This is a genomic window from Tenacibaculum sp. Mcav3-52 (genome assembly GCF_022347665.1).
GTDB lineage: Bacteria > Bacteroidota > Bacteroidia > Flavobacteriales > Flavobacteriaceae > Polaribacter > Polaribacter mesophilus.
Map to the genome: position 1 here is coordinate 404643 of NZ_JAKRGE010000002.1, position 25300 is coordinate 429942.

General features: G+C 30.8%; 26 protein-coding genes. 10 read left to right on the forward strand and 16 right to left on the reverse strand.

Features of this window, described 5'->3' with window-relative positions; all coding sequences use genetic code 11:
* From MHM83_RS07835 to MHM83_RS07855, 5 genes are all read right to left on the reverse strand, one after another.
* On the reverse strand, positions 1–3798 hold the full coding sequence (locus tag MHM83_RS07835) for an efflux RND transporter permease subunit (RefSeq protein ID WP_239179117.1): 3798 nt from the start codon (positions 3796–3798) through the stop codon (positions 1–3).
* Positions 3799–3903: 105 nt separating this feature from the next.
* Positions 3904–4323, reverse strand: coding sequence for an HYC_CC_PP family protein (locus tag MHM83_RS07840; RefSeq protein WP_239179119.1), 420 nt, complete (start codon positions 4321–4323; stop codon positions 3904–3906).
* A gap of 50 nt (positions 4324–4373) precedes the next feature.
* Entirely contained in the window at positions 4374–5438 is a 1065-nt protein-coding gene (gene corA, locus MHM83_RS07845) for a magnesium/cobalt transporter CorA (RefSeq protein WP_239179121.1), read from the reverse strand.
* A gap of 9 nt (positions 5439–5447) precedes the next feature.
* Entirely contained in the window at positions 5448–5825 is a 378-nt protein-coding gene (locus MHM83_RS07850; RefSeq protein ID WP_047788426.1) for a hypothetical protein, read from the reverse strand.
* A 2-nt stretch (positions 5826–5827) separates the two neighbouring features.
* On the reverse strand, positions 5828–6661 hold the full coding sequence (locus MHM83_RS07855) for a universal stress protein (protein WP_073181576.1): 834 nt from the start codon (positions 6659–6661) through the stop codon (positions 5828–5830).
* A 94-nt stretch (positions 6662–6755) separates the two neighbouring features.
* On the opposite strand from MHM83_RS07855, the gene MHM83_RS07860 reads away from it, so the two are divergent.
* The 7 genes from MHM83_RS07860 (at position 6756) to MHM83_RS07890 (ending at position 12430) form a co-directional block, all read left to right on the forward strand.
* Entirely contained in the window at positions 6756–7283 is a 528-nt protein-coding gene (locus tag MHM83_RS07860; protein ID WP_047788428.1) for a mechanosensitive ion channel domain-containing protein, read from the forward strand.
* Between the two features lie 411 nt (positions 7284–7694).
* The gene (locus tag MHM83_RS07865; protein WP_239179122.1) at positions 7695–9086 is read left to right on the forward strand and encodes an arginine decarboxylase; all 1392 of its coding nucleotides are present in this window, start codon (positions 7695–7697) and stop codon (positions 9084–9086) included.
* A gap of 13 nt (positions 9087–9099) precedes the next feature.
* Positions 9100–10038: an agmatinase gene (gene speB, locus MHM83_RS07870; RefSeq protein ID WP_239179123.1), complete on the forward strand. Its 939-nt coding sequence runs from the start codon at positions 9100–9102 to the stop codon at positions 10036–10038.
* Between the two features lies 1 nt (position 10039).
* Positions 10040–10819, forward strand: coding sequence for an RMD1 family protein (locus MHM83_RS07875; RefSeq protein ID WP_053056642.1), 780 nt, complete (start codon positions 10040–10042; stop codon positions 10817–10819).
* Positions 10820–10893: 74 nt separating this feature from the next.
* Positions 10894–11862 carry a deoxyhypusine synthase family protein gene (locus MHM83_RS07880; protein WP_047788431.1) on the forward strand — a complete coding sequence of 323 codons (969 nt, stop codon included), beginning with the start codon at positions 10894–10896 and terminating at the stop codon, positions 11860–11862.
* Between the two features lie 4 nt (positions 11863–11866).
* Positions 11867–12148, forward strand: coding sequence for a hypothetical protein (locus MHM83_RS07885; RefSeq protein ID WP_047788432.1), 282 nt, complete (start codon positions 11867–11869; stop codon positions 12146–12148).
* Positions 12149–12169: 21 nt separating this feature from the next.
* Positions 12170–12430 (forward strand): hypothetical protein, encoded by a 261-nt coding sequence (locus MHM83_RS07890; RefSeq protein WP_047788433.1) that lies wholly within the window; start codon positions 12170–12172, stop codon positions 12428–12430.
* Positions 12431–12469: 39 nt separating this feature from the next.
* On the opposite strand, the gene MHM83_RS07895 is transcribed toward MHM83_RS07890, so the two are convergent.
* The 8 genes from MHM83_RS07895 to MHM83_RS07930 all read right to left on the reverse strand — a co-directional run bounded on the left by MHM83_RS07895 (position 12470) and on the right by MHM83_RS07930 (position 17445).
* Positions 12470–12895 carry a hypothetical protein gene (locus MHM83_RS07895; protein ID WP_047788434.1) on the reverse strand — a complete coding sequence of 142 codons (426 nt, stop codon included), beginning with the start codon at positions 12893–12895 and terminating at the stop codon, positions 12470–12472.
* A gap of 2 nt (positions 12896–12897) precedes the next feature.
* The gene (locus MHM83_RS07900; protein WP_156166988.1) at positions 12898–13227 is read right to left on the reverse strand and encodes a hypothetical protein; all 330 of its coding nucleotides are present in this window, start codon (positions 13225–13227) and stop codon (positions 12898–12900) included.
* 460 nt (positions 13228–13687) lie between these two features.
* Positions 13688–13960, reverse strand: coding sequence for a hypothetical protein (locus tag MHM83_RS07905; protein WP_047788436.1), 273 nt, complete (start codon positions 13958–13960; stop codon positions 13688–13690).
* A 2-nt stretch (positions 13961–13962) separates the two neighbouring features.
* Positions 13963–14238: an ATP-dependent Clp protease adaptor ClpS gene (locus MHM83_RS07910; protein ID WP_047788437.1), complete on the reverse strand. Its 276-nt coding sequence runs from the start codon at positions 14236–14238 to the stop codon at positions 13963–13965.
* 5 nt (positions 14239–14243) lie between these two features.
* Entirely contained in the window at positions 14244–15077 is an 834-nt protein-coding gene (gene prmA / locus MHM83_RS07915; protein ID WP_159489907.1) for a 50S ribosomal protein L11 methyltransferase, read from the reverse strand.
* The gene (gene tpiA, locus MHM83_RS07920) at positions 15077–15835 is read right to left on the reverse strand and encodes a triose-phosphate isomerase (protein WP_073181586.1); all 759 of its coding nucleotides are present in this window, start codon (positions 15833–15835) and stop codon (positions 15077–15079) included. The genes prmA and tpiA overlap by 1 nt, the downstream gene beginning before the upstream one ends.
* 59 nt (positions 15836–15894) lie before the next feature.
* On the reverse strand, positions 15895–16368 hold the full coding sequence (locus MHM83_RS07925; RefSeq protein ID WP_159489905.1) for a TlpA family protein disulfide reductase: 474 nt from the start codon (positions 16366–16368) through the stop codon (positions 15895–15897).
* Entirely contained in the window at positions 16369–17445 is a 1077-nt protein-coding gene (locus MHM83_RS07930) for an ABC transporter permease (protein WP_239179124.1), read from the reverse strand.
* A gap of 63 nt (positions 17446–17508) precedes the next feature.
* Between MHM83_RS07930 and pyrF the strand changes: the two genes are divergently transcribed.
* On the forward strand, positions 17509–18324 hold the full coding sequence (gene pyrF, locus MHM83_RS07935; protein WP_239179125.1) for an orotidine-5'-phosphate decarboxylase: 816 nt from the start codon (positions 17509–17511) through the stop codon (positions 18322–18324).
* Positions 18325–18588: 264 nt separating this feature from the next.
* Here pyrF and MHM83_RS07940 read toward each other — a convergent pair whose 3' ends face one another.
* Both MHM83_RS07940 and MHM83_RS07945 read right to left on the reverse strand, forming a co-directional pair.
* Positions 18589–20013, reverse strand: a complete 1425-nt coding sequence (locus MHM83_RS07940; protein ID WP_159613579.1) for a RagB/SusD family nutrient uptake outer membrane protein — start codon at positions 20011–20013, stop codon at positions 18589–18591.
* 12 nt (positions 20014–20025) lie between these two features.
* A complete protein-coding gene (locus tag MHM83_RS07945) occupies positions 20026–23160 on the reverse strand; it encodes a SusC/RagA family TonB-linked outer membrane protein (RefSeq protein WP_239179126.1) in 3135 nt (1044 codons plus the stop codon).
* A gap of 379 nt (positions 23161–23539) precedes the next feature.
* Between MHM83_RS07945 and MHM83_RS07950 the strand changes: the two genes are divergently transcribed.
* Both MHM83_RS07950 and MHM83_RS07955 read left to right on the forward strand, forming a co-directional pair.
* The gene (locus MHM83_RS07950) at positions 23540–24310 is read left to right on the forward strand and encodes a LytR/AlgR family response regulator transcription factor (RefSeq protein WP_159613575.1); all 771 of its coding nucleotides are present in this window, start codon (positions 23540–23542) and stop codon (positions 24308–24310) included.
* A gap of 33 nt (positions 24311–24343) precedes the next feature.
* Positions 24344–25102, forward strand: coding sequence for an ABC transporter substrate-binding protein (locus tag MHM83_RS07955; RefSeq protein ID WP_239179127.1), 759 nt, complete (start codon positions 24344–24346; stop codon positions 25100–25102).
* On the opposite strand, the gene MHM83_RS07960 is transcribed toward MHM83_RS07955, so the two are convergent.
* Positions 25085–25282, reverse strand: a complete 198-nt coding sequence (locus tag MHM83_RS07960; protein ID WP_047788449.1) for a hypothetical protein — start codon at positions 25280–25282, stop codon at positions 25085–25087. The two genes, MHM83_RS07955 and MHM83_RS07960, sit on opposite strands and share 18 nt — an antisense overlap.
* Positions 25283–25300: the final 18 nt, after the last annotated feature.

The window sequence follows — 25300 nt, forward strand, 5'->3', positions numbered from 1 at the left end:
TTAAAACTCATCTCTTTTCGTTTTTCGTTTTAATAAAAATTCTTCTCTCCAACTGTACAGTACTGGTACTATAAAGTATGACGTTACATCTATAATCATTCCTCCAAAAGCTGGAATAGCCATCGGAATCATAATATCACTACCTCTTCCTGTTGAAGTTAATACAGGTAATAATGCTAAAATGGTCGTTGCTGTTGTCATTAAACAAGCTCTAATACGCTTACTACCACCATGCAAAGCAGATGCTCGTATAGCTTCAATAGTTTGGGGCTTGTCTATAGTAAATGTTTGTTTTAAGTAGGTTGCCATTACTACTCCGTCATCGGTTGCAATTCCGAACAATGCAATAAACCCTACCCATACAGCAACACTTAAGTTTATTGGATGCATTTGAAATAGTTCTCGTAGGTTTTCTCCAAATACACTAAAATTCAAGAACCAGTCTTGTCCGTATAACCACATCATGATAAATCCTCCTGCAAAAGCAATAGTAATTGCAGTAAATACCATTAACGAAGTAGCTAATGAACGAAATTGAAAATACAGTATTAAAAAGATAATCATCAATGCTAATGGCACCACAATCGACAGTGTTTTTTCTGCTCTTAACTGATTTTCATAAGTTCCTGTAAATTGATAGGATATTCCTTTCGGAACAACTAATTCTCCTGAATCTATTTTTTGTTGAATTACATTTTGAGCAGTTTCTACAACATTTACCTCAGCAAAACCATCTAACTTATCAAACAACACATACCCGATTAAGAAAGTATCTTCGCTCTTAATCATCTGCGGTCCTTGCTCATAACGAATCGTTGCTAATTCACTTAACGGAATTGGAGCTCCTTTGGCTACTGGCACATAAATATTTTCTAAATCCGTTGGATCGGAACGTAATTCTCTTGGATAACGAACTCGAATTCCGTAACGCTCTCTTCCTTCTACCGTTTGTGATAATTGCATACCTCCTACCGCTACTTTCAACACATCTTGTACCGTTTGAATAGCAACTCCGTAGCGAGCTAATTTTTCTCTATCAATATCAATTAACAAATAAGGTTTTCCTACAATTCTATCAGCAAAAACAGCTTCTTTTTTAACACCTTCAACCTCTTTTAAAACTCCTTCAAGTTCTACTCCAAAAGCTTCAATTTGTTTTAAATCTTGTCCTTTTACTTTGATCCCCATTGGAGCTCGCATTCCTGTTTGTAACATTACCAATCGAGTTTCAATAGGTTGTAATTTAGGTGCCGATGTTACTCCTGGCAACTTGGTTACTTTTACGATCTCGTTCCAAATATCATTAGGTGATTTGATGTGCGGACGCCAGTTACGATAAAACTCTCCATCTTCATCGGGAATAAGTTCCTTATTTGCATCAATAGATTGCCACGCTTCACCATATTTCGCTCGTAATGACATTCCTTCTTTCAGTATAAAATCACCATTTTCATCAACCTTAAATCGCTGGCGTTCTCCATCAGAATTTAATGCATACTCAGGCTTATAGTTAATCACATTTTCATACATTGATAAAGGCGCGGGGTCTAACGCTGAATCTGTTCTTCCTGCCTTACCAACTACCGTTGCTATTTCTGGAATATTGGCAACCGCCATATCTAATTGCTGTAATACTCGCTTATTTTCTTCTGTCCCCGAATGCGGCATTGAAGTTGGCATCAATAAAAATGATCCTTCATTTAATGAAGGCATAAATTCTTTTCCTGTATTTTTAAAAATAAAGAACCCACAAGTTAATACTGTTAGCGGAATGGTTAAAAACAGTAATTTATTATTCAATGCCCATCGTAATATCTGGTTGTAATATTTTTGAAGTAGACTGAAAAAACCTAACAACCCGAAACAAATCAGAGCTACAAATAAAAGGTTGGTTACAATACTTTTATCAACCCCTAAAGGTCTCCAATATTCTGCTAACAAACCTACAATTGCTAATGCAGATATAACGATATTGATGGTATTCACTGAAAATGAAAAATGAAAAATGAAAAGTGAAAAACTAACCTTTGTTTTTCCTAAATAGTTACTCCAAAATTGTACAGCTCCAAAAGCTACTAATACAATTCCTAGCCAACTTCCATAAAAAACAGCTGTAATACCTAATGCTATTAAAACTCCATTTATAAAATACTTAAAGTTTTTTGTCAACTCTTTTTTCTTAAATAAAATAGCTGCAAATGGTGGTATTAAAAACAATGCCACTATAATAGCTGCTATTAAAGCGAAAGTTTTGGTAAATGCTAGTGGACGGAATAGTTTTCCCTCAGCACCAATCATGGTAAATACTGGAATAAAACTAATAATAGTTGTCATTACTGCAGTTACAATTGCTCCTGAAACTTCTGCTGTTGCATTGTAAACAATTTGGTTAATGGATAGAGATTCCTCGTCACTCATACCTCGTTCTGTTGGAATGACACTATTCTCTTCTCTCTTTTCTTTTCTCTCTAAATGACTTATGATGTTTTCGGAGAGTATGACTCCAACATCAACCATGGTTCCAATAGCAATAGCAATACCTGATAAGGCTACAATGTTTGCATCTACTCCAAAGGCTTTCATTGCAATAAAAACCATCAATACCGCCACAGGTAATAATCCTGATATTAATACAGAGGCTCTTAAATTGAAGACCATTACAACAATTACCAAAATGGTAATTAGTATTTCCAATGTTAATGCTTCATTCAACGTATCTAACGTTTCATGAATCAACTCCGTACGGTCATAAAACGGAACAATGGTTAATTGAGAAGTTTTACCATCTTTTAACTCTTTACTTGGTAAACCTGCACTTAACTCTTTAATCTTTGCCTTTACATTGGTAATTACTTCTAAAGGATTTGCTCCGTAACGAGCTACCACTACACCCCCTACTACTTCAGCACCTTCTTTATCTAAAATCCCTCTACGGGGTTCAGCTCCTAACGATACTTTTGCGATGTCTTTTATTCTTATTGAAGTATAATCTTTAGCAGTTACTACAGCATTTTCAATATCTGCTATAGACTTTACGTATCCTAAACCACGAACTAAATATTCTGCTTGATTTATTTCTATCGTTTGCGCTCCAATATCTTGGTTACTTTGTTTTACTGCCGCTACAATTTGCTGTAAACTAATGTTGTATTGACGCATCAACTCTGGTTTTACATCAATTTGATATTCTTGCACATAACCTCCTATTGAAGCTACCTCAGAAACTCCATTAGCCGATGAAAGCGCATATTTCACATAGTAATCTTGTACACTACGTAATTCATGCAAATCCCAACCTCCAGTTACATTTCCCTTTTCATCTCGTCCTTCTAATGTATACCAAAAAATTTGACCTAATCCTGTTGCATCTGGTCCTAAAGACGGACTTACTCCTTCTGGCAATAAATTACTTGGTAATGAATTTAGTTTTTCTAGAATTCTTGAGCGACTCCAGTAAAAATCAACATCTTCGTCGAAAATGACATAAATACTAGATAATCCAAACATAGAAGAACTTCGAATGGTTTTTACTCCTGAAATCCCTAACAAAGATGTTGTTAATGGATAGGTTATTTGGTCTTCTATATCTTGTGGTGATTGTCCATCCCACTTTGTGAAAACAATTTGTTGATTTTCCCCAATATCTGGTATGGCATCAACCGCTACAGGATTACTTGGTAAAAAGTCTGTATCTAAATTAAATGGTGCATTTACAGTTCCCCATCCTACAAATAAAACGAGTAATATAACTGCTACCAGTTTATTTTCTATTAAAAATTTAATGCTTTTATTTAGCATAAAAAATGATTTTAAACAATTAAACATTGATGTTAAAAAAACATCGAATACGACAAAATCATCCTAATGAGTTTCTCTAAAGGATAACTAGTTATTGTTTAAAAATCATATTAAATATACTTCATCAAGTACATGAATGTCCTTGATGACCAGTGGAGGTGTATAATCTTTAAAAGGAATTACTTTATTGTGAATTCCTTCAAATAAATTAATATAGCTATAGTAAAATGAAGCTATAAAGACTTGTTGATCAAAAGATAGTTGATCAAAAGATGTAATCTTTAAAGTATCTTGACCTTCAACTACTGAAGCCACATCTTGACAACAGTTCTTTTTCATCACTGAACAGTCTTCAGATCTTGTTTCTTGCTTCATATCCATTCCACAAGATTCAGCCTTTACAAAATAGCTTGTACCCACTAACATGTCTCCACAAAAGTGACTATTAACGGTAAATGACATTGTAGATAACAACACTACAAAAGCTATTACAATAGATGCTATTTTATGAAATACTTTTTTCATTTTACAACACAAAAGTACAAAAAATTAAATTTCAAAAACTTAAACAATCCTTAAAACCACTTTTTGTATTTAAAATACCCTAACATAATCAACACTGTAAGCAAGATAACTCCCCACATTACAAAATACCCACTACGGTAACTAAGTTCTGGTATATACTCAAAGTTTGTCCCATATATACCCGCTATAAAAGTAATAGGAATAAATATTACTGAAAATATGGTTAGTATTTTCATAATATCATTCAAACGATTATTTACATTCGTTGAATATACCGTTAATTGCTCACTTAACATGTTTTTATAATTTTCAACTGAGTCATAACTTCGTTGTACTAAATCATGTAAGTCATTAAAAAAAGGTTGTTCCTTTTTAGTAATTAATTCTGTTTTTAAAGCTTTAAAGTTATTTATTGCTTCTCGGGCTGGTCTTATTGCTTTTCTAAAGTAATTAAGTTCTATTTTATATTTATTAATTTCTTGTAATATATTTTTATTAGGTTGAAGTAAGATTTTATCTTCTAAATCTTCTACTTTTTCTCCAAAGGTTTCCATTAAGAAATTATAATTATCTACAATTACATCTAATAAACAATACTTTAAATATGTTACGTTATAACTTCTAACTCTTCCTTTTTTATTACGCAACCTTTCTCTTACCGGCTCAAAAACATCTCCCTTTCGCTCTTGAAAAGTAATAAGTATATTTTTCAATAAATACATAGAAACCTGTTCTGCCTCTAACTGATGCTTCTCTTTATTCAAAAACATCATTTTGATGCTCGTAAAAATATAATAATCCTCTATATCTACTCTTGGTCTTTGATCGGTATTTACTACATCTTCCAAAACAAGTGTATGGATGTCAAACAACTCCCCAACCTCTCCTATTAAATCCACGTCATGTAAGCCATCTATATTAATCCAAAGTCTCTTGTATTTATTTATATAATTTTCTAATTCATTTATTGTTTTTAACTCAACTTCTATAAACTCAGTTTCATCATACCCTATTAATCGTATTCTTGTATTTTCTTCTTTTTGACTGCCTACAAAAACTGGACTTCCAGGAATTACATGTTTTGTGTTTTTTTGTTTTATTATAAATCGAGTCATAATTTATTTTTAAGCAAGTTTTAATAGTTTATGCAACTTTGCCAAAATTATGAGTTCTGACTTATTTTTTCCAGCATAGGCATCAGAAATTTCGTGTGACGCCGCTAAAAGATCATGAATTACTTTTTTTGAAAATTCTTTTTTATGTGCCAAATAGTAAGCCTTAAAGTTTTCATAGGCTTCTTCAGAAGTTATTTTTTCTTTAATTAATCCTCTTATAGTCTCATAAATTAGTTCGCTATCGGATTTATTTTCTGAAGTAGACCAATTTATTTCTACTCTTTTAACAATGCTTCTTTTTTCTTCTACAGTCATATTCTTATCGGCCATAGAAACTGCATAGAACAGGTTAGCTATACATTTATAAAACTCTTCCGTAAATTTCATAATTAAGTTATTTCTGGTAGTATTAATATAGGAATTTTACTATTGAATGCTGATTTTTTTATTACATTTTCTTCTAACAATCGGTTAAAAAAATTATACTTATGGTTTATTAAAACCAATAACTCGCTTTCTGTTTCTTCTATATGATTTTCTAAAGTTAATGTCTCAGAGTCTTTCCAATCTATTTTTTTATATTCAACATTTAATTCATGGAATAATTCTCTCAATTTCACTTTATTCCTTTGCTGATTTTCTGATAAAAAACTTTCCTCTGAAAGATTCACAACTTCTAACATACATTTTTTAATTGTGATTAAATTAATTAAAAATTGTAATTCTTTCACTGTAAACAACCTTTTGTAGTTTGTTGAAAATACAATTTGATGTAATGGTTTATACTTATAATTCATAGGAACCACAAGTATTGGACATTTGTTAACTACATTAATCATTTTCATGGTATTTGTACCAATAAATGTTTCTGCTAAACTTTTTGCTCCTTTTGTACCAGTAATTACTACATCAATATTCCTCTCTTCAATTGTTTTAGTAACCGCTTTTGTTAATGAGTTTGATGCTACAACATACTCATAATTAAAACTGGTATTCTCTCTTCTTAAGACTTCAATTAGGTATTTTAATTCATCTTCAATTTCATTATCCATTTCATTAAACCATTTTTCATTTTCTTCGTCGCTCAATAATTCTGATGGTTGACTTACATACACATCTAATAAATAAATAGTTACCTCAACACCTTTAAACAGTTGTTTTGTGTAATTTAAAGCATTAATAGCTGCTTCTGAAAAATTATAGGGTATTAAAACATTCTTCATAACGATATATAATTATGGTTTTCAATCAAATATAATTTTTTATTTTGAGATTATATTTAAAAAACCAGAAGTATATTTGTATAAAAATATAATAATGAAAAATCGCTTTCTAGAGTTATCTATATACAATCCTTTTTTACAATTCTTGCTTTTGACAGCTTCATTATTTTTTTTAATTCATGTAACAAAAAAGTTAACTAGATCTTACATTGTAAAAAATGCTATTGAACCTCATAGGAGAAAACTGATACTAAACCTAAGTTACTTTTTATATTACACATTAGCTCTCTTTATTTCTTTAATTATTTTTGGCATTAATTTTAAAGAAGTAATTGTTTTTGCATCTTCAATACTTGCTGTACTTGGGGTTGGTTTCTTTGCCCAATGGTCTATCTTATCAAACCTAACAGCTAGTATCATCTTATTTTTTTATCATCCAATGCGTATAGGTGATACTATAAAAATTATTGATAAAGACTTCGATTTACAAGGTGTGGTAAAAAACATTACAGGTTTTTACGTTCTTTTATACATGCCAGAAGAAAAGAGAGAAATAACTATCCCTAATACTATTATTCTTTACAAAGGAATTGAGTTAATAAAAAGGCAAAACAACACTTAACACACTACACAACATATATTTAAAAAAAATAAAAAAAAGTTTGTTGTATTAAAAAATAGTTTACATTTACGGCATCTTATTATATAAGTCGAATGTTACGTTTTACTTATTTCGGTAATAACTTTTACGGGAAGATTAAGGGTTATTTAGTGTTTTGGAAACACAACGAAAAAATTAAGGATTCTTCCATTCCTGAATACTCTCTACCACTGAATTTTTATAAACAGTGCGGTGATTGCTTAGCTTTAAGAGTCTAACTATTCATATTATTTTAGTTTAACAATCTTGTTTGTTATAACAACAACAATGATACTTGTTATACAATTTATTTAAAAAAGTTTTGGCGCATGCCTTAACTGCTTTTTGAATTATCTATCTGTACTCAAAAAACAGATACAACTAAAAATAATAATGAATACTAAATATAAAGACTTAATAGAACAAACGTTTGATTTTCCTCAAGAGGAGTTTCACACAGAAAACAACAACTTATTTTTTCATGGTATTGACTTAATGCAATTAGTCAAGCAATATGGTGCGCCCTTAAAGTTCACTTATTTACCAAAAATATCAGAAAATATAAATAAAGCTAAAGCTTGGTTTCATAATGCTATTGAAAAACACAATTACAAAGGAAACTACAATTACAGCTACTGTACTAAGAGTTCTCACTTTAAATACGTATTAGATGAAGCTTTAAAAAATAATATTCACATCGAAACATCATCTGCTTTTGATATTGACATTGTAAAGTCATTAAAAAAAGAAGGAAAGCTAAGTGATGATGCTTTTGTGTTGTGTAATGGTTTTAAACGCGATCAATACATCGCTAATATTGTTAGTCTAATTGATGGAGGGCATACAAACTGTATTCCAATCATAGATAACTATGAAGAGCTAAATTTACTTTTAGAAGAAACTAAAAGTAAATTTAAAGTAGGAATTCGTATAGCTTCTGAAGAAGAACCCAAGTTTGAATTTTATACTAGCCGTTTAGGTATTGGATACAAAAATATCGTATCTTTTTACGAGCGTGAAATCGCTAATAACCCTCAAGTTGAATTAAAGATGTTACACTTCTTTATCAACACAGGTATTAGAGACAACGCATACTATTGGAACGAATTAATGAAATGTTTAAATGTGTACATCAAGCTTAAAAAAGTTTGCCCAACCTTAGACAGTTTAAATATAGGTGGAGGTTTCCCTATAAAAAACTCATTGGCTTTTGATTACGACTATGAGTATATGGTAGACGAAATTATAAACCAAATTAATGTCGCTTGTATAGAGGCAGGTGTAAATGTTCCTAATATTTTTACAGAATTTGGAAGTTTTACTGTTGGAGAAGCTGGAGGTGCTATTTACGAAGTATTATACCAAAAGAAACAAAACGATCGTGAAAAATGGAATATGATTAACTCATCTTTCATTACTACTTTACCAGATTCTTGGGCCATTAATAAACGTTTTATCATGCTTCCCTTAAATAAATGGAATCATAGATACGAACGTGTTTTATTAGGTGGTTTAACTTGTGACAGCGATGATTATTACAACTCTGAACAACACGTAAACGGAATATACCTACCTGTATATGAAAAAGAAAGTCCTCTGTACGTAGGCTTTTTCAATACGGGAGCATACCAAGAAACTATTGGTGGTTTTGGAGGATTACAACACTGTTTAATCCCAACTCCAAAACATATATTAATTAATAGAAACGAAAACGGTGATTTAACCACCAAACTATTTAAAGAACAACAAAAGAGTGAAGAACTATTATCAATTTTAGGATACTAGTAAAAATATTAAGATGAAAAAAAGAAATTACGCAGGAATACCTGATCAATACGCAAAATTAGAGAACGCTAAGATTGTACTTATCCCTGTTCCTTATGACGGAACTAGTACTTGGCAAAAAGGAGCTGACAAAGGTCCTGAAGCTTTTTTAGATGCTTCAGAAAACATGGAATTATACGATATAGAAACTGATAGTGAAGTATATAAAGAAGGTGTTTATTTAGCGGATGCTGTTACAGAAAATTCTTCTCCAGAAGCTATGGTGGAAGCTGTGCATGCAACGACTAAAAAATTTATTAATAAAAATAAGTTTGTAACACTTTTTGGTGGAGAACATTCAATTTCTATAGGAACAATCCGTGCTTTTAACGAATGTTTTAACAATCTTACCGTTTTACATATTGATGCACATGCCGATTTACGTAAGGAATATGAAGGTAGTTCTTGTAATCACGCTTGCGCTGTATACGAAGCGAGTCAAACAACTAACTTAGTACAAGTAGGTATTCGCAGTATGGACATATCAGAAAAGTCATCTATGAATATGGATAAAGTCTTTTTTGCACACGATATGGCTGTAAATGAATACTGGATGGATGAAGTTATTGATCAATTAACAGGTAATGTTTTTATCACTTTTGATTTAGATGCTATTGATCCGTCGCTATTACCAAGTACAGGAACACCAGAACCAGGAGGGTTATTTTACTATGAAACCTTAGAGTTTTTAAAAAGAGTGTTTACTGAAAGAAACGTTGTTGGCTTTGATATTGTGGAGTTATGCCCTAACGAAAATGAAAAATCATCAGACTTTTTAGCGGCTAAGTTATATTATAAAATGTTGAGCTATAAGTTTTCTTCTACTATGGAAGATGAAGAAGATTACGATGATGACGAAAGCTCTCCATTTAACAAATTAGCGAAGTTTAAAAACGACGACGACGATTACTAAAATGCACTTACAAACAATTGCATATCACCTTGAAAGACGAATAGCACTTAGTGCTATTCGCTCTCAGTTTGAATCGTATGAGTTAGTAAAAAGAGAACATTCTTTTTTACTATATAAAATCACAAACAATTCATACATCTATATAAAAGATTATGGAAGTGTTGTTTTTATGAACTGTACAAATGATTTAATTAATCAAATTGTTAGTTTTTTAATTAATAAAGAAAATTCAAATATCAACAACTTGCCCTCAGAAAAATACAACATCACTTTTTCTGATACTATAGAAGTTGATTTCGGAACTATTCAAATTAAAGAATTAAATGATGATGTAGCACATATCATTATGCTTAACCTAGCACAATCGGTAGCATTGATGAACTATGTAAACAAAACATCTGATTTGCACGATAAAACATTAGTGTATTCAAAGCAATTAGAAAAGACAGGAAGTTTTAAACTTTCTAAAATTCAAATGCGAAAATTTATTGGTAAAACCTTAAATTTAAAAAATAATATTGCTGAAAATTTATTTGTTTTTGACTCACCAGATGTTGCTTGGAATAACAAAGACTTGTCTGATTTAGATTATAAACTAAAAGATGAATTAGATATTTTAAAACGTCATCAAGGAATAGAAAATAGTTTAAACGTAATTAAAGAAAATTTAGATTTATTTAACGATATACTACAACATAAGTACAGTAGCATGCTAGAATGGATCATCATTCTTCTAATTCTTTTTGAAGTAGTACAGGTAATTATTGAAAAGCTAATTTAAAAAACACAAGGGCTTATAAAGTTATCACTTCTAGCATTAAAGAAGCAATTTTATAAGCTTAAAAAAATAATAAAATGAACAAACCTATAACAAATTTTATAGAAAAATACTTTTTACACTTTAATGCAGCTGCACTAGTAGATGCTGCCAAAGGGTACGAAGCACAATTAGAACAAGGCTCTAAAATGTTAGTATCTCTAGCAGGAGCCATGAGTACTGCAGAATTAGGAAAAATTTTTGCAGAAATGATTCGTCAAGACAAAGTACACATCATTTCTTGTACAGGAGCCAACCTTGAAGAAGACATCATGAATTTAGTAGCGCACTCTCATTATAAAAGAGTTCCTAACTACCGTGATTTAACTCCACAAGATGAGTGGGATTTATTATTAAAAGGATTAAATCGTGTTACAGACACTTGTATTCCTGAAGAAGAAGCTTTTAGACGCCTACAAAAACATATTTTTAAAATCTGGAAAGATGCAGAAGAAGCTGGCGAACGTTATCTTCCTCATGAATATATGTATAAACTATTATTATCTGGAGTTTTAGAGGAATATTATGAAATCGATTTAAAAGATTCGTGGATGTATGCAGCAGCAGAAAAGAACTTACCAATTGTTGTTCCTGGATGGGAAGACAGTACTATGGGAAATATTTTTGCCTCTTATGTAGTAAAAGGAGAGCTAAAAGCATCAACTATGAAGTCTGGTATTGAATATATGACCTTCTTAGCTGATTGGTATACTGAAAACTCAGAAAACGGTATCGGGTTTTTCCAAATTGGTGGTGGAATCGCTGGAGATTTCCCTATTTGTGTAGTACCAATGCTATATCAAGATTTAGAAAGAGAAGACACTCCTTTCTGGAGTTATTTCTGTCAAATTTCAGATTCAACGACTAGCTATGGTTCTTACTCAGGAGCTGTTCCTAACGAAAAGATTACTTGGGGGAAATTAGACATCGATACACCTAAGTTTATTATAGAAAGTGATGCAACTATTGTTGCTCCATTAATATTTGCCTATTTATTAAAAATGTAACCTTATGAAGAGAGTTATTGTAGACTATGCCAAGTTAACTACTGATATTCTAGATTTATTGGTAGAAAGATATCCTGATGGATATGATCATTCAGATATTATTTCCTTTAAAAATAGTAAAGGAGAAACAATAAAAGCGGTAGAAGTAAATACCGAAGATACTCTTTTTTTAGTAAAAATAAGTTCTCAGTTACAACAGTCAATGGAGGACCATGAAACCGACGATGAAGAAAATGACGATACCTTTGATGAAATTGAAATAGCTGATGACTTTGATAATGAATAAATAGTAAACTGTATTTAAACCATGGCTTATTATAACTCACAACAAACAGTTACATTAGTCGGCGTTTATCAAGGATATACAAACGGCTATTATGTTTTTGAATTAGAAAATGGAGATATTATTGATTTTGAACAAATCAACAAAAAGAATCTTGAACATTTAGACTTGAAATCATCTAATTATAAAAACAAAAGTTTTGAAATTACGTACAAAGAAATTTTTGATGATGTAGACGATGAAGATCTTGTAATTTTTAAGTTAGAAAAATTACAGTTACTTTAAAAAACAAATCCCATTCTGTTTAGAATGGGATTTTACTTTTTATAGAATGTTTAATATCAATTTATACTGATCTAAATCAATTTTACCACTAAAAATTTTTATAGTTTTAGAAATAATTTCTTCTGCTTTTTCTTGTGAAAAACCGAGTTGAATAGCATATCGTAAAATTAATTTTAATTCTGCTTCATCAATTTGATGGTCTGAGTAAATTATTTTAAATAAATCTAACAAACGTTCTAACCTATCATCAGTTTTTGCTTGGGGCATTACAGGGTGTTTTTGTGAGTTTTTTATTATTTCATTATACTCATCTTCTGTTATATCTAGTTTCCTAGCAAAACGATTTATTAATTTTTCTTCATCTTCATTTAAATCTCCATCAACAATGGCTAAATTAAAAATAGCATTAAAATGCGCTACATTATTTCTATGTTTGCTTGATTCATATAAATCTACAATACTCATAATTATTTTACTTTTTTTATTGATTGTAATATAGGTTCTTCAATATCATCATCTGATTTTTTATACTCATATATGATTTCAAATTCTTCCTCTAAAAACTTATTATCTTTTAAATTATACATTTTTAATATTTTATCTGATATAGTTTCAAAAGTTACTACATCTTCATCTCCTTCTTCGTTTATAAACGAAAAAGTAAAACCATATTCATCATAGCCTTGAAAAGTTGCTAAAGTTTTAATAGGGTTTGTAAATTTATATTGTTTTGTAGTAAAAGATAAACTTGCTCCCACAAATAAAATAAAAACTGTTTTTATTATAATGTTTCTCATTTTCTTTAAAATTATAGTTATTAAACTTTTTCCTTGGATATTAACCACAACAAGTCCAAGCTTCTTTTAGCAAAAGCTACTCTTTAGCTTTGCTCGTGGTGTTAAAGAAAATGATATTACATAAGCGTTTATTTATCTATATAAAGATACATTATTTTTCATTCTTTTTTACTTTATCTTTATTTTTTTTTAGTTAAAAAAACAATAATAAAAAGACCTTAAACTTATAGTTTAAGGCCTCTTCGTCTAACCAAACTTAGTATAAAAACTAACTACTACTATTTTTAAAAATTAAATAACTTCCCTTTACAAGCTTTAGGCAAAAAAGAGAAGTTATGCATTTAAGAGGTAATATCTTTTAAAAAATTATATTCTTTTATTTTGCTTACATTATTATGACACTATATTTTTAATTTGGTCACCTAAAAACATAAAAAAACTCAAAATAAATTTTGAGTTTTTAATATAAATATTTTCTAAGTACTATTCTGTGCTCTGGTATAGACTTATCGTAATTTTCTATCAATAGCTCCAGTATTTCTGGTGGCTCCTTCCCTATACTCTTTTTTGAGCTGTATTTTGATACGTACAAGTTATATTGTGAATCTTTTTTTTCAAAAATTAAAAAATGTTCTTTGTTCAGTTCCGAAAAACTTATTTCGTTTTCTTGAAACGTTCCTGAGTTATCTTTTAAAAAACCTGAAAATTCGTAATACCTAAAAATGTTCTCCATTCTTATATTATCTCTGCTGATAAACCTAATTCTAATAATTTAGAGCATCTTGGTTCTAAATCTTTATACTCTCCTGTTTTAACCGAACACTTACCTTTATAATGTACTAAGATAGTACATTGTTCTGCCTGCTCTAATGTATGATCACATACAGTTACAAGGCTATCAATTACAAAATCAAAAGTATTTACATCATCGTTATGCAAAACAATTTCATGCTTTCTTGTTTCATTTAATAAAACATCAAGCTCTTCTTGAATTTTTTCTATCGTACTCATTTGTTTTATTTTTGATACTGCAAAGCTACCCAATTATTTCTTTTTATGGTATCTTTTAATGTTAAACTGTACTTAGAAACCTCATTATCAATCACTGGAATATCTTCACTATAAAATCCACTTAATAATAAAACTCCTTTTTCAGTTAAGCAACTCGTGTAGGTTTCCATATCATTTAACAAAATATTTCGGTTGATATTCGCTATAATAACATCATATTTTTTCCCTTTTAATAAAGATGCATCTCCTTCATAAACCGAAATATGTTTACAGTTATTTCTTTCTACATTCTCTAATGAATTCTCATAACACCAAGCATCAATATCTATAGCATCAATAGGTTGTGCTCCTTTCATTTCTGCAAAAATTGCTAAAATCCCTGTACCACACCCCATATCTAGTACTTTTTTACTCGCTACATCTAAATTAATCAAATGTTGTACCATCATGTGTGTAGTTTCATGATGTCCCGTACCAAAACTCATTTTTGGCTCAATAACGATATCGTACTTCAAGTTAGGGTTTTCATGAAATGGAGCTCGGATACTAACCAAATCGTCTACTTGAATAGGATTAAAATTCTTTTCCCATTCTTCATTCCAATTCGTTTGTTCTATCTCTTTGTGTTTATAGTCAATTGAAAACTCTTCTGAGTTTAAAACAAAAACATCATTTAAAATATCTTTATTCCAATCTTCTTTTTGGATATATGCTATAACTCCATTTTCATTTTCAACAAAACTTTCAAACCCTAAGGCACCTAACTCAGCGATTAGAATTTCTGTAGTTGGTTCTTTTGGTGTTACTTCAAAAGTATATTCTATATAAATATTGTCCATTAAATTGATTTAATTATTGCTGCAAAATCTTCAACTTTTAATGCCGCTCCACCTATTAAACCTCCATCAACATCTGGCTTAGAAAAAATTTCTTTAGCATTGGCTGGTTTTACACTTCCTCCATACAAAATTGAAATGGTATCTGCTATTTCTTTTCCATACTCTTTAGCAAAAATTTCTCTTACAAAAGCGTGCATTTCTTGTGCTTGCTCTGGTGAAGCTGTTTCTCCTGTTCCAATAGCCCAAACTGGCTCATAGGCTAAAATAATATTCTTAAAAGCTTCTTCTTTTAAGTGGAACAATGCTTTTTTAACCTGACTTTCAACCACCCCAAAATGATTTCCTGACTTTCTATCTTCTAATAATTCTCCAAAACAAAAAATTACTTCTAATCCGTTCACCAAAGCAGCATCTACCTTTTGAGCTAATAACTCATCCGTTTCACCAAAGTATTCTCTACGTTCAGAATGCCCCAAAATTACTATGCTAACACCTAAATTTGTTAGCATATCTGCTGAAACCTCTCCTGTGAACGCTCCACTTTTAGATTGATGCATGTTTTGTGCGGCAACTTCTACAAGTGATTCTTCAGTGTTTTTTACCGCTGACTCTAGGTTTACAAAACTAGGAGCAACTATCACTCTAGTACCTTCTTCTAAACCAGTTTTTACTTCTTCCTTTATTCCCTCAATTAATTCTTTTGCTTCATCAAGGTTTTTATTCATCTTCCAGTTACCTGCAACTATTTTTTGTCTCACGTGTGTTATTTTTTCTGGTTATTGATTTTATGTTTGCAAAATTACATTTTTTCTAGGCTTTAACGAATTAATTTATCCGACACCTTTGACGATTTAAATATCTCAATACTTCCTTCTTCATCAACAATTAAAAATCGTGGAATTGTTTTTAGTTTTAAAAACTTTCCAAGTTCACCTTTACCTTTCTTCTGAATGTAATAGTGCTGTCCTTTAACAGGAATACTTTCTAAACCTCTTTTCCAATCATGGTACGAATGGTCTACCGATAAAAACACATATTCAAATTGTGAGTTTTTCTTTTGAAATGAAAGCACATCTTTAAAGCTCTTTTGACTATAGGGACAATAGGTTGCAAATATTTGTACAAATATCTTTTTGCCTTTATTTCGCTTTAAGACTTCCTTAAATGAAATTGACTCTCTTTCTAAAGTTAGTAATTCTTCATTCAAAGATGTTTCAGTAAAATGTTTTGGCTGAAAAACAGCGCAACTTGATAAAAAAACTATGATTGTTAATAAAAAAAATGTTCTCATTTATTGTAATCTTATTCGAGGGTCTAACCAGCTATATAAAATATCTACTATAATATTTATGATTATAAATAACGTAGCCACTACTAAAACAGCTCCCATAATTACGGGTAAATCAAGAGTATTTAGCGAGTTTACTATTTCTTTTCCTAATCCGTTCCAGTTAAAAATATACTCTACAAAAACCGCGCCTGCTAACATAGATGAAAACCATCCAGAAATTGCTGTTATTACTGGGTTTAATGAGTTTTTTAAGGCGTGCTTTTTTATTACTTGATACATCGTTAACCCTTTTGATTTTGCAGTTCGTATGTAATCTTGACTCAGCGTTTCTAACAACGAGTTTCGCATTAACTGAATTACTACTGCTAACGGGCGAATACCTAACACTATTGCTGGTAGCATTAAATTTTTCCATTGAATATGCATTCCTTCTCCAAAATCATCTACTTCGTACAAACTTCCAGTCATTTCTAAACTTGTGTACTTGTGTAATACAAAACCGAATAACCAAGCAAATAAAATTGCCGAAAAGAAAGAAGGAACACTCATTCCTAAAGTACTAATGACTGCTATGATTCTATCAAAAAATGTATCTTTAAATAAGGCCGAAAAGACTCCTAAAATAATTCCTAAAATTAAAGCAATGGTTATGGCTACCACCGCTAGAATTGCTGTATTGGGTAACGTTTCTTTAATTACTTCGGAAACATTTTTTCCGTTTTTTTGAAATGATTGACGTAAATACGGCGTTTTTACAACCACCTCTGTATTTCCTATAGAAAATAAGTGTTGCGCATTGTATTTTTCTTCTAATAAAAAGGTATAATCATCTGTGTTTTTACTATGAAACGACAACGGAGAAACATCATTCAAATAATACAAATATTGTGTGAATACAGGTTTATCAAATCCGTATTTTTTTCGAATATTTTGTAGTTGTTCGGTGTCTTCTCTCTGATCTAACATCATACGAGCTGGATCACCGGGTAAGATATTAAACAGTAAGAATATTACAGTAACTACCCCAAACAGTGTTAAGAATCCGTAAAAAATTTTGTTAACGATATATTGAAACATATATAACAAAGATAACAGAAACTGCTAAATTTATGTACTTTTGCCTAACTTTTACAACAACACATGACAACACAACAACTTGTATCTGAAATTCAAAAAAAGAAATCATTTTTATGTATTGGATTAGATGTTGATTTAAACAAAATTCCAGCACATTTACTTCAAGAGGAAGATCCTATTTTTGCCTTTAATAAAGCTATTATTGATGCTACTCACCATCTTTGTGTAGCTTACAAACCTAATACTGCTTTTTATGAAGCTTATGGAATTAAAGGCTGGAAATCTCTTGAAAGAACGATTAATTACTTAAACGAAAAACACCCTGAAATTTTTACCATTGCTGATGCTAAGCGTGGTGATATTGGTAATACTAGTACCATGTATGCAAAAGCTTTTTTTGAAGACTTAGCTTTTGACTCGGTAACGGTTGCTCCATACATGGGAAAAGATTCTGTTGAACCTTTTTTAGCTTTTGAAGATAAACATACCATTATGTTGGCTTTGACTTCTAACCAAGGCGCTTTTGACTTCCAAACAAAAACTGTTGATGGTAAAGAGTTATACAAACAAGTAATTGAAACTTCTAAATCTTGGAAAAACTCACAGAATTTAATGTACGTAGTTGGCGCTACGAAGGCTGAATATTTAGCTGATATCAGAAAAATTATTCCTGAAAGCTTTTTATTAGTTCCTGGGGTTGGTGCCCAAGGAGGTAGTTTAGAAGAAGTTTGTAAATACGGGATGACTAAGGATACTATAGGCTTATTAATTAATTCTTCTCGTGGAGTTATTTATGCTTCTAACGAGAGTGATTTTGCTGAGGCTGCTGCTGCTAAAGCTAAAGAGTTACAACAACAAATGGAAAATATTTTAAAATAAAAAAAGCCAAGGTTAATGACTCCTTGACTTATATAATTAATTCAAATAATTACACCAATGAAAACAAAGTTGGTATAAGTTAGCACAAATGTATTAAGCTTAACTCTTTATTGTTATTATTTTGATTTGAATCACCCCTTTTTTGAACTGAAAAACTACTACTTTAATATGAAAAGGGCTGAGTTTAAACTCAGCCCTTTCTTTTTAGGGGAATGAATATTTAACTTTAATAAGTCAAATCATAATTTCTTTAGCACTTATTTTTTAATTTTGATCTGCTTCTGAAATATTTGGATTCTTATCTATTTCAGCTTGAGGAATTTTAAATGTCCATCTTGGACTACCAGCAGGGAATTCAACTTCAAACCTATAAGCACTTCCTTTTCTAGAAATTCCTTTATTTCTTCTCTTAAGATCGAACCAAGAAACACCTAATTCTCCGTAAAGCTCCTTTCTTCTTTCTATAAGGATTTCTTCTACTAAGTCTTCTTTTGTTGCTGCTGTAGATAAAGTTGCATTAGGATCTCTAACTTTTAATAATTGTAATAGAACATTTTTTGCTCCAGGTAAATCATTCATTTCAGCTCTAGCCTCTGCCTCTATTAAATACATTTCAGACGCTCTCATAAACACTAAGTCTCCAGATCTATCTGTTAAATCTCTAAATTTTGAAGTTCTAAATAAATGTGTATCTTCAGTACGACCTGTAGAAACTATTAATTCTTTTCTTACATCTGTATCACTAGTAAACAAAGCTTCAAAGTCTTTACTCACGTATATTACGTTATATCCTGGACTAGAATGATCTATAAAAGAATAATACCTAGCAAAACCTTGTTGTTGATCTGCGTTAAATGGTAATCCCCACATCCATTCTCCATTATCATAAGAATTAAATCCTGCTTTATAATCTTCTGCATCCATCAACGGGTAAGCCGTTTTAGCCTTTGCTGCATATTCTGCTGCTTTTGCCCAATTACCTACTTCAAGATATACTCTAGCTAATACTCCTTCTGCAACAGGTTTATTAAAACGGTACTTCAATTTCCCTTCATTAATACTAGGAATTGCTGCTTCTAATTGAGATATAATTCTATCATAAACATCTTGAATAGTTCCTCTAGCAGCCGGTGTAATTCCATCTACTATAGGCGCATCATATAAAGGAATACCTGGTTTATCGGCTCCTAAAAGATATGATCCTGAATAATATCTCACTAAGTTAAAATAACAATAAGCTTCAACTGCCTGTAACTCAGCAATAGTACTCTTTTTAAAATCATCTGCTAATGAAGATTTAGATATTCCTTGAATATGAGTACGTGCGATATTAGCTACAGAATAGTATAATTCCCATGCCCAATTGTTTCTTCTTCCATTAGCATTTTCTGTTACATTCCATCTGTGTTCGAAAATATACCAGTTAAAATCAGGCACAGTAAGATCAGTCCCCATTACATCTGCTCCTAAGTAGTATGCTTTAGATCCCCAAGTATCATGACTTGCCCTGTAATCTCTTAAGACGTTAAACATCCCTGTCATTGCAGCATTTACACCAGCCTCTGTAGTATACGCTACATCACCAGTCACCGAACCTGTTGGTACTGGCTCCTCTAAAAACTCATCACTACAAGACGAAAGTCCTATAAAAAGAGAGCATATAAGTGTGTATTTAAGTATTTTATTCATTTCTTTACTTTTTTATAATGAAATATTAACTCCTAAACTAATTGTTTTTAAAACGGTCGATCTATTATCTGTAATACCGTTAAATGCTTGTTCAGGATCATCTATATTATCTTCTTTGGTCCATGTCCAATAATTGTCTGCAGATAAATAGATTCTTAATCTTCTGATGTTTAATTTATCTAACATTTCTTGATCTAAGTTATAACCTAATGAAATGTTTCTTAATCTGATAAAATCACCTTTCTGTAACCATCTGGTAGATCTTGAACCAAAATTATCATTTTCTGTAGTTAACCTAGGAACATCTGTTACATCCCCTGGCTCTTGCCATGCGTCTAAAACACTTGAGCTTAATTGTTCTCCTATATTTCTAGCCTTCATTAAAGAAGCATAGTCTGTATTGTAAACATAGTTTCCAAACTTATAAGTGAAGTTTAAAGCTAAATCAATACCGTTGTATTCAAATTTAGTTCCTAATGCTCCTTCAAAATCTGGTAAAGCTGATTTACCTGTGTAGTATCTGGTAGCATCTGCATAAGTAGACGTTTTCTCTCTTGTTACGGTACCATCATTAGCGGTAACATCTTTATACCATTGTGGATTACCTGTTGCTGGGTCTACTCCAGCCCATTCTCTCATAAAGAACTCATAACGATCTCTCCCTTTTTCCCAACGGAAAGATCCTCTTGGTTCTGTTTGTGCTATATCTTCAATTTTATTTTTATTAGTTGATATAGAGAATGAACTTGTCCATCTAAATTTATCATTACTAATATTTACAGAATTTAAGCTTAATTCAAAACCTTTGTTACTTAACTCTCCAAAGTTCTTCCATTCAGCTAATTGTCTTGGATCACCATTTCCATCTATACCAGCACCTTCTGAACCTAATGATGGAGCAAGTACTTGTAAGTATAATAAATCTGATACACGGTTATCGTAATATTCTACACTACCATAAAGTCTATTATTAAAGAAACCAAAATCTAAACCAACGTTTAATTTGTTATGAGTTTCCCACTTTAAATCTGGATTACCTAAAGAAATAGGTGTAAAACCTGGGTTAGTTAATAAGTTAAACCCTAAACCATATTCGTTAATATAAGTAAACTGTTGATTAATATTTTGGTTACCAACTGTACCATAACTAGCTCTTAATTTTAACGAATTTACAGTTTCGCTTCCTTTTAAAAATTCATCATAAATACTCCATCCTGCAGCAATAGACCAGAAAGTACCCCATCTGTTATCTGGTGCAAAAATTGATGACGCATCTCTACGAACACCTGTACCGAAATAATACTTTTCATCAAAGTTATAATCTAATCTTCCAAAGAAACTATATAACCTATTTTTTTCTATAATAGAACCTACAGTAGTCGGTGTAGCACCGTTATCTAATTCTGGTAAGTCTTCAAAAATAAAACCTGTAGAAGTAGCATTAACACGATTATAGGTTCTATCATACATTTCTTGACCTAATAAAGCAGTTAATGTGTGCTTATCGTTAAAAGTATTTTTATAAGATAATGTGTTAATAACATTCCATGTTTTTGTAGTATTTCGTTCTTTACTACTAGAACGGTTATTTACTATGGCATCCTCACCATCTGTAAAATGATTATTAAACGAATTAGTCTCATATAAATAATTTGTATAATTGAATTGAGACTTAAAGTTTAGCTTATCGTTAAACTTCACTGTAATATATGGAGAAAAATTGAACGTATTTCTTTCAAATAAGTTTGGGCTTCCATAAGTTTCTGCTACAGGGTTATATGCTCCAAAGAAACCTCTTGATTCTGCAAAATCATATTGTTTATTTCCTAATGGATCTAAAATAAAACTTCCATCTGGATTTCTCTGATACAATGGATAGATAGAGGAAACTGATCTAGCATATTGAATATTATTTGCGAAAGTACTACCATCTTGTGTCGGTGAGTTTGATTCACTTATAGTTACAAAAGAATTAGCACCTACAGTTAACCAAGGTTTAACTTCTGATGATACATTTACCCTTCCTGTATATCTCCTAAATTTTGAATTCAAACTAAACCCATCGCTATCTAAAAAAGCACCAGATACAAAGTATTTAGTTTTATCATTTCCTCCTCTTAAGACTAAAGACACATCTCTTCTAGTAGCATTTTGAGTTAAAATATCATAGTAGTTAGTGTTATATAATAATCTTGCATTAGACTTAAGTTTTCCATCAACACCTATAGGCTCTGCAATGTTGTATGGGTTAGCTTTAAGATCACCTATTAAATTAGATGTAGCAAAAGCAGCTGCTTGTTCTGCAGTATCTCCTTGATCTAACCTTTCATTCCTAATAGCTTGCCAAGATGTAGCAAGAATTTGTTCTGAATTTAAATAAGAGTAGTCATCTGTAGCCTTATCTGAAAACCCATAACTTGTATTAATCTCTATTATTCCTTCACCATCTGTGTTAACACCTGATTTCGTTTTAATGATTATAACACCATTAGCTCCTCTGTTACCATAAAGAGACACAGCATCTGCATCCTTTAAAACGGAATAAGATTCAACATCATTAAAATTAATAGAATTTAAGTTACCAGCGAACTGAGCTCCATCAACAATAATAAGAGGGTCAATGTTACCTTGTAACGACCCAACACCTCTAATCCTGATTGTTGGACTAGATCCTGGTTGTCCTGAAGTATTAACCAAAGACAAACCTGAAGTCCCTTGTAAAGCTTCAGTTACTGTTGTTACTTTTAAATCCCCTAAGTCTTTAGCAGAAACAACGCTCACCGCTCCAATAATATCCTTCTTCTTTTTAGCCGCATAAGCTACAGACACAACTACTTCATCTAAGATGTTAGCATCTTCTTGCATAGTTATGTCAATTGTAGATGACTCCCCTACAATTTTTTCTACCTTAGCATAACCTAAAAACATGTAAACAAGGGTATCTCCTGTTTTAGCACTGATGGTATAATTTCCATCAAAATCTGTTTCAGCACCTTTTATCGTACCTTTAATCACAATGCTAACGCCCGGTAAAGGCCCAGCACTATCGGATACAACTCCTGTGATTTTTTTCTCCTGTGCATTCACATTCAGCATAAAGCTGAAAAAGAATAAAACACAGATCACATTTTTTAAATGTAGATTCATAAATTATTAAATTTTTATTAATTAACAGTTGTAAATCTAAAGGCTATAAGTTTTTGTTAACAGCTATTTGAAGTTAACACCTTTTATTTTGATGCGAAAAAACAATTTTAAGAAGTGAGACTTAAAAAGAATAAAACAACCAAATACTAAATAATGTTAATTTTTTTAAAAAAACTTATTTTAGTTCAATTAGAAAAAGATTCTTCTTTATTTTTGCAGCGTCTTAATATTATAATTAAATATTGGTCCCCTTCAATGTCTATAGAGCTAATTTGACATTCTTAAATTTTGACTTTTATTTTAACTAATTTTTAACTAGCTTAAATTTAAGGCTCTCATTAGGTTCGAATGTTATATCTGTTAAGAAAACAAAATGTAAATGAAATTATCTATTCTAATCGTTGATAACGAAAAAGCTGCTAGATTAAGGTTTAAAAAATTACTAAGTAATTATAATTTTATAGAAATTATTGATGAATGTTCTAATGGCTTAGACGCTATAAAGAAAATCAACACTTTAAACCCAGATGTTGTATATCTTGACACCAAAATAAACGATATGACTGGGTTTGATATTATCGAAAAAATAACTCTACCTAAAAAGCCTATTTTTATTTTCACAGCTTCTTCTAACGAACATGCTGTGAAAGCTTTTGACTACTTTGCTTTTGATTATCTTTTAAAACCATTAAAAGAAGATCGTTTTTATGCTTCTATTAAAAAGGTTATTGATTATAAGAAAATAGAAAAACTTTCAGATTTAGATAACATCATAGATCTAGTAAAAGAGAAGACTCCTATTGAAATGCCTGTAAAAGGAACCAAGATTAATATTAAATCAGGAAACAAAATAATTTTCTTAGAACGAAACGCTATTAAGTATATATCCGCTTCAGGTTATTATGTAGAAATTTTCACTACTGATAATAAAAAGTATCTACTACGTGAATCTTTATCAAGCATAATTAAAAGGTTAAACTCTAATTTTTTTGTTAGAATTCACAGATCTACTATAATCAACTCTAATTTTATTGATGAGATCATCACTTCCAATTATGGTGAGACAGATGTAAAAATTAACGATAACAAAACCTTTAGAGTAAGTAAAAGCTATAAAAAAGATTTTCAAGAACTTATGGGAGTTAAATAACAATCCTTTCTTTTGAATCATTAATTTTGTTTAATGAACACTAACAAAAAATATAAAAGAATTATTTCTTTAGTTCCTAGTCAAACAGAACTTTTAGTTGATTTAGGTCTCGAAGACAATATATTAGGAATAACAAAATTTTGCGTTCACCCAACACACTTAACTAAAACAAAAACTATTGTTGGTGGCACCAAAAACATAAAAATAGATAAAATTAAAGAGCTTCAACCAGACATTATTCTTTGTAACAGAGAAGAAAACACCAAAGAAATAGTAGAAGCCTGCCAGCAAGTAGCATTTACCCATGTTTCTGATATTTTTACACTTACAGACTCCATAGAGTTAATTTCTTTGTACGGAAGTTTTTTTGAGAAGCAAATTGAAGCTAAAAAAATAACTAATAAATTAGAGTCAAAAATAATTGATTTTAAAAAGTTTATTGAAAATAAAAAAAGTAGAAAAGTTGCTTATTTTATTTGGAGAAATCCTTGGATGGTTGCAGCAAGTAATACGTTTATAAATCACCTGCTAGAATTAAATAAATTTGAAAATGTTTATGCTAACAAAAAAAGGTATCCAGAAGTTGACATAAAAAATATCAATAAGAAAAAACCAGAATTAATTTTACTTTCTTCTGAACCTTTTCCTTTCAAAGAAAAACACATTCTTGAGATTATAGAACACACTAACAACCTGACTCCTATATTGGTTGACGGAGAATACTTTTCTTGGTACGGTAGTAGACTGTTAAAAGCTTTTGATTACTTTAAGGAGTTACACAACAGGGCTTGACATATCTTCATCTAAATATTTTATTCTATTTAGTTTTTCCAATATCTTCATCGCTTTGAATGCTGAGCGATCACTTTTGCACTCATCTTCATATTTATAATCATTAGCTGTCTCAACCAACCTTAGATATCTCTCTTCAAGATGTTTTCTGTATCTACGTAATTGATTAATTCTTGACATTTATAATTGGGTTAACAC